The following is a 6,353-nucleotide window of genomic DNA, read 5'->3' as shown; positions in this document are numbered from 1 at the left end:
GAACAGCTTCCGTGTCAGTTCGTGCTCGATCAACAGGCGCCGGAATTTCAGCAGCGTGGTCGCATCCGGAACGTTCTCGACTGCCAGATCGATGCCGGCGAAGGCGCGCAGCGCAATGCTGTCATACAGCGCGTCTTCCAGCCCTTCGTCCGACAGCCCGTACCACTGTTGCAGGAAATAGATCCGCAGCATTCGCTCCAGGCCAATCGGCGGACGGCCTCGCGTGCCCTTCGGGTAATGCGGTTCGATTGCAGACAGCAAACGCTGCCACGGCACAATCTGCTCCATCTCCGCCAGGAAGCGTTGGCGCCTCGTCACGCGCTTCTTGCCTGCAATTTCCGCTTCCGCGAAGCCGATCTGCCTCTTCATCCTCGTGAGTCCGTTCTGTGAGCTGCCTTCTATAACGTCTTCGGCTACGTGAGCGATGACCGCCGAGTTCCATTAATCAGCGTTTCCCTAAGCGGTCTAAAGAGAAAGAGCCGTCGGAGACTGCGTGGGGCCACATTGTCGGGCGAGCACCCTTTGCGCGACATCGACCGAATCAGCTTCGCGTCGCGCATACGTGAGAGCCACCCCGGCCAGCAACGTCTTCTCCCGGTCGGTCAGGAGCTGCAGGTTGACGCCCAGGTCTCATTTAGCAATTGATTGGTCTTCTCCAGGATGTCGTGTTCAAGCTGCAATTGGCGGATATCGCGTCGAAGCGATTCGACCTGCCGCTCCAGTTCTCCCCGCTCAGGGGCGTGCGGCGAATCGTTGTGGCGTTTCATGAAAGGCCGGACAGGAACGCTCACCACTGTCCAGAAAATCCAGGCGGTTCATTACAAGTACATGGACTACCTCCAGGTAGTCCAAGACGGTGTAAACCCGATGGATCCCGCGACGAACTGACGCGTAATATCGGTTCGGCTAAAAATCTCCTCAATTTCTTCGCCGGAGTAGGCATGCGACTGTCCGATTTTATCGTGCAGGAAATGGAGCCCATTCTGGCGCAGTGGGAGGCGTTTGCCGCCACGCTGCTGCCAGCCGCTGGCAACATGGGCACCCTCGCGTTGCGCGACCACGCGCAGCAGATTCTGGAAGCAGTAGCGAGGGATTTGCAGACTTCGCAGACCAGGGAAGCGCAGCACGAAAAATCCTTGGGGAGGGCACCCCGGCTGACGGATGCGCCGGAGACAGCTGCGCAATCCCATGCGGTCCTGCGCGCTCGAGGCGGTTTCAACATCAACCAGCTGGCCGCGGAATACCGCGCTTTGCGTGCAAGCGTGCTGCGTTTGTGGATGGATGAGTGTCAGCCCGATGCGCCTCATCTGGATGACATCATCCGCTTCAACGAGGCCATCGATCAGGCGTTGGCCGAATCACTCGGTTTTTTCAGCACACAAGTCGATCAGGCTCGCAATCTGTTGCTTGGGATGCTCGGACACGACATGCGGAGCCCGCTGCAGACGATCCAGGTGACAGCTTCATATCTGTCCGCGCTCAATGCGGGGCAGCGCGTTTCGGAAGCTGCAGCCCGTCTGGTGCGCAGCGGCGCCCGGATGCAGGCACTTCTGGATGATCTGTGCGATTTCAACCGAACAAGGCTCGGGCTAGGTATTAACGTCATACCTGCTCCCGTTGATCTGACGAACGTGTTCACTGATGAGCTGGACCAGTTGCGCGCAGTCCATCCAGACCGGCAGATCGAGCTCGAGGTGCACGGTGACGTTCAGGGTGTCTGGGACGGTCCGCGTCTGCAGCAACTGCTCGGCAATCTCGTTCTGAATGCGCTCAGATATGGCGCGCGAGACGCGCCCGTGCGCGTCGTGGTGACTGGCGAGGAGGCCGAGGTGCGCTTCGAAGTCTGCAATAGCGGACCAGCCATCGAGGGACTGTTGCTGGAGCGCATCTTTGATCCTCTTCAGCGAGGTCCAGAGCGAAAAATCAACGAGGACGCGCAAGGCAGCCTTGGGCTCGGGCTGTATATCGCGAGCGAAATCGCCAAGGCGCATCACGGCGCGATCGAGGCGCGGTCAGATAAAGCAGAGACCGCATTCGCCGTACGTCTGCCGCGCCGGGCGTAGCAGGCGAGCCAGGCTTGGTAACGGGCATGCCACGAATTATGTGGGTGGGGGGATCTGCTGGTGGTTTTACACCTGCCGAGACGCGCCTATTCCATCGCCGGTCCTCACAGACCGACCACGACTGCATGAAGCAAATCCGCGGCATCGTGGCAATAGCAAGGGTGCGCGCCCCGATTACCTATTCGGTTCGTGCTGCTCCATGCGCGCGATCAGCCTCGATCATTAGAACCCGGTCAGATCTCATCGAGAAAACGCGCGCGTGCACGCTTCGCCGTCATATCAGACCAGGATGGAGTTGCGCGGACGAACTCCGGCTCACGGCATTCGGCCTGGAAGTGCCCGACCGCGCAGCAAGGATCGCAACGGCTGAAGCGGGAAGAACCAAGGTGTCAGTCGCCGCCATGGGGGTCTCGCGTCGCCATTATTGTTTCATCGCGCCAGTTGCGTTCGAGTTTGACGCGCCTTGAGGCGACATCGCCTGCTCACGCTTCTGCATCAATGTGCCACTGGCGGGCTTGCTGTTGCCGGCGTCCGCAGCACGGCCCATGCTCTGGCCAGCGGCACCCGGCTGCGCGTTTTGAGTATCGCGGTGTGCTGGCGCAGCGTTGCCGGTGTTGGTCTGCGCAAATGCGCAAGCGCTAGCGATGATGGAAATTGCGCTGATTCCTGCCATTATCAACTTCATGATCGTCTCCCGTTCCGGACCTGCTTTTCCATCTCTGACCTGCGTGCAGCATGACGCATGCCCGGAGGAAGTGGCGAACAATAAGCGTGCGCTGTTGCCGCCCGCGAGAAGGGGAGCGAAATCTCTTGCCATCTTTTACCTTGTGTCAGCGTGCAGGCGCTGCTCTGTAGCGACGGTTCCCGTACGGGCTCATTGCTGACGATGTGACGGGTCACGACCGTTGCATCATTCCAGTCAAATCTGAAAACCCAGGTGGATGGCTCAACCCGGGTTTCAGCAATCTCGCCGCTTTGCAGGCCATCCGCTAAGAACGGGACCGGCCGTACAGCAAACACCGCCTGGCTGCGTGTGTAACGTGTGGCTTCGCATTCCGACAGCTTGGGCTTAGGGCCAGCATCGCGAATCGATGGCTCGCCAGCGCGCCGCGGCGGGGTACTCGGAGTCGCGTGGCGCCCGCGCATAGGTCAGGCGCGCTGCAATGAACCTGTCGACGGTGTCAAGCAACGCCGCTATCGAGGCAGGCTTTCGCAGGAACGCTGTCCAGCAGCGAATCTCTCCCGTAGGTTCCGGCATAGCCGACAGCAGCACCACCGGTAAGCCGGAAAACACCGCCTGACACTTCAGACGCCGGCAAAGCTCCTTGCCGTCCATTTCCGGCATCTCCAAATCGGTGATAACGAGTTCCGGAAAATCCGTGTGGGCCTTCTGCAGTGCGTCCCATCCGTTCTCCGCGAGCACAACACGGTGTCCGCGACTCTCCAATGCCAGTTGCAGCGCGCATCGGTTTTCAAGGTCATCGTCGATGAGCAGTACGGTGGACATGACACGACATGGTGGAAGGATCCTACTGGGTCTCGCAAGCGGCATACCTAGGTAGCGCCCGCTGCCTGTTCGACTACCCTCTGCGTCCAACACGTGGGCGGTCGGGCCACATGGTTGCGGCATTGCGCTCGCCCGCTTTGCTCTTACCAAAGCAGTAGCGCAAGTCCGCCGCACCCCGTTGACTATATTGGATACGTCGACCGGTGAGAGTCATCGACTTGAACCGGATAATCATAAAACTTCCGTCTGAAAGTTAATCGATTTGGTGTTTTGGTGACGGCTTGGGTCATGTCAGCGATCACAGGAGTTCCTCGCTGCGAACGCGGATGCGCCGCCGACCAATTCGCGGGACGGCCGATTCGGCCAGTTGTTACTGGTCGGAACGATTGGCGAGTTCGAGTTTTTCTGCCGCCGCGGATCATTGAAAATGGGATTTCACTGACCTGGAATTTTGCGGTTACCCGATGGATATTCACTTCTGTCTGGTGAAAAAACGGTCGTTTTTTCTCGAATTAGTGTCGGATTCTTCCGTCGTTGTTCTGTCTACGCGGGGTAGACCCACACAATCAGCGCACAGTTAATTAACGAAAAACCATAATCCTTGCAAGGCATGAATAACCACGATCGGTTATGAAAAGTTGAAACCTCGGCTGGGTTGTGTAGCGGCGGCAAGCCTTGGACTTGCAGTCGGAAGGGAGTCCGCAAATACCGTTTATGTCTGCGGCCGGTCACGACTCTGCGGCAAAAGAATTCGCTCCGGCCTTGCACGTAAATGCAGGGAACTACGTTTGTACAGTATCGCGTGATCGGTTCGATATTCGATCTGAATGAGATCGCAGTGCCGGACTGAAATTTTCGACCTGGAATACGAGGCTATTCACCCTTGGTTGCGCAAACGAAATATGGGTGTCCCATGAGGTCTTGTCCATTCTGTCCGAAACACACTGCATTGACAGTTTCGTTGCTTGCCAGCGCCGCGACGCTGGCTCCCGGCACGGGCTTCGCTCAACTGGGATGTTCGGCACGAATCCTGCGCTTCTTCACGCAGCAACGATTCTTTCCTATGATTTAAGCAACGGCGAGCCCGCCGGAGCTGCCATTGCCGAGTCGCAGGACCGGGGGGCCGCACGCCTGCGCCGTGACATCGAATCAAAGCAGCCGTGCGCGCATGTTTCGATGATTCACCGGCTACCGGGCGATCTGGATGGCAACGCTTGGGCTACCCCGCAAACGAACGGAGCGTGGCGATGAAGCGGAGCAAGTCACCCCAGCCGGTCACGATGCTCGAAGCACTGATACCGATCGCTGGCCTCGTCTTTCTCGTCAGTCTGTCCTTCTACCTGTTCGGCGATGGTGGTGCGAACGGGCCGAACCAGGTGGCACTCGTCGTGGCGACCATGCTGGCCGTATTTGTCGGTTGGCGTCGCGGTCATTCGCTCGCTTCGCTGGGCGAGGCCGCGAATGCCAGTGTCAGTTCCGGTATTGGCGCGATTCTCATCCTGTTCGCAGTCGGCGCGCTGATCGGCACGTGGGCGCTCAGCGGCACGATCGTCGCCATGGTCTATTACGGGCTGAAATTGCTGAGCCCGGACTACTTTTACGTCACGGCGGCTGGAATCTGCGCGGTGATCTCGTTCGCCATTGGGACCTCGTGGACTGTCGCGGGTACGATCGGAATCGGCCTGATGGGCATTGCGCACAGCATGGGCCTGAGCCCCGCCATAACGGCCGGTGCAGTGATTTCCGGCGCTTATTTCGGCGACAAGTCTTCGCCGCTCTCGGACACCGCGAATCTTGCGGCCGCTGCCGCGGGTGCCGATCTGTATCAACACGTGCGCGAGACGCTGCTGACATCACTCGTCGCGATTGTCATCACGCTGGCCGTGTTTTATCTGCTTCGCCGCCCGGGCGCCTTCGATGCGAGCGCCGAGGTTGCTGCAATGCAGAGCGCATTCTACATATCGCCCGTGCTGTTCCTGCCGCTCATTCTTGTCGTCGTGCTGACGCTGTTCCGGCTTCCGCCATTTACCACCATCTTTCTTGGCGCATTGGCGGGTGGCGTGGTTGCCGTTTTCGTCGAGCCAGCGCGAGTCCTCGCATTTGCCGCCGCGCGAGAGGGCGTGCCGATCCCGATTGCGATGCTCAAAGGCGTATGGCTTGCGCTTGGGAGCGGCTACAGGTCCACGACTGGAAATCCAGTGCTTGATACGCTCCTCACTCGCGGCGGTATGGACAGCATGTTGAATACTATCTGGCTGATCATCACGGCGCTGGCATTCGGAGGGGTGGTCGAGAAGTGCGGTGCGATAGAACGCCTCATTGCTCCGGTAGTCAATTGGGCCAGGAGCGGTGGGGCGCTGGTCGGCTCCCTGGTCCTGGCGACCATCGCGACGAACATCGTTACGGCAGACCAGTTCATCGCAGCCGTGCTGCCGGCCCGGATGTTCAGAAATGCATTCGCGGCACGCGGCTACGCGCCCATCGTGTTATCGCGTTCCGTTGGTGATTCGGCCACGACCACAGGCGCGCTGATCCCTTGGAACAGTTGCGGCGCGTTTATGGCGGTGACCCTTGGCGTGCCGACGCTCAGCTATGCGCCCTATGCCGTATTTTGCATGGTAAGTCCGCTGCTGACGGTGGCGATCGCCTACGCGGGTATCCGCATGCCACGCGTCCCTCCAGCCCAAGCCGGGACCTCAACGGCAGGCGGCCCCCCAACTCCGGTCCATGAAGACGCCAAACAGAATTGACGGGTATTCTTACTCGAGTCGTGAGGCACCCTC

At 59.5% G+C, this 6,353-nt stretch carries 5 protein-coding genes and 1 pseudogene; 2 read left to right on the top strand and 4 right to left on the bottom strand.

What is annotated here, in order from left to right:
- Both F6X37_RS12700 and F6X37_RS12695 read right to left on the bottom strand, forming a co-directional pair.
- The coding region (locus tag F6X37_RS12700) for a transposase (RefSeq protein WP_187611542.1) at positions 1 to 369 on the bottom strand (369 nt) is incomplete at its 3' end.
- A gap of 210 nt (positions 370 to 579) precedes the next feature.
- Positions 580 to 767, bottom strand: a pseudogene (locus tag F6X37_RS12695) (IS3 family transposase); the annotation flags it as partial.
- Between the two features lie 174 nt (positions 768 to 941).
- On the opposite strand from F6X37_RS12695, the gene F6X37_RS12690 reads away from it, so the two are divergent.
- Positions 942 to 2,063, top strand: a complete 1,122-nt coding sequence (locus F6X37_RS12690) for a sensor histidine kinase (protein WP_187611541.1) — start codon at positions 942 to 944, stop codon at positions 2,061 to 2,063.
- 421 nt (positions 2,064 to 2,484) lie between these two features.
- Here F6X37_RS12690 and F6X37_RS12685 read toward each other — a convergent pair whose 3' ends face one another.
- Positions 2,485 to 2,748 (bottom strand): hypothetical protein, encoded by a 264-nt coding sequence (locus F6X37_RS12685; protein WP_184052165.1) that lies wholly within the window; start codon positions 2,746 to 2,748, stop codon positions 2,485 to 2,487.
- A 384-nt stretch (positions 2,749 to 3,132) separates the two neighbouring features.
- On the bottom strand, positions 3,133 to 3,570 hold the full coding sequence (locus F6X37_RS12680; RefSeq protein ID WP_187611540.1) for a response regulator: 438 nt from the start codon (positions 3,568 to 3,570) through the stop codon (positions 3,133 to 3,135).
- 1,247 nt (positions 3,571 to 4,817) lie between these two features.
- On the opposite strand from F6X37_RS12680, the gene F6X37_RS12675 reads away from it, so the two are divergent.
- Positions 4,818 to 6,320 (top strand): Na+/H+ antiporter NhaC family protein, encoded by a 1,503-nt coding sequence (locus tag F6X37_RS12675; RefSeq protein ID WP_187611539.1) that lies wholly within the window; start codon positions 4,818 to 4,820, stop codon positions 6,318 to 6,320.
- Positions 6,321 to 6,353: the final 33 nt, after the last annotated feature.

Origin of the sequence: Paraburkholderia sp. 31.1, from assembly GCF_014397645.1 — a bacterium.
Lineage (GTDB): Bacteria > Pseudomonadota > Gammaproteobacteria > Burkholderiales > Burkholderiaceae > Paraburkholderia > Paraburkholderia tuberum.
Note: the sequence above shows the minus strand (reverse complement) of the source record. Positions and strands in the feature narration are given on the sequence as shown.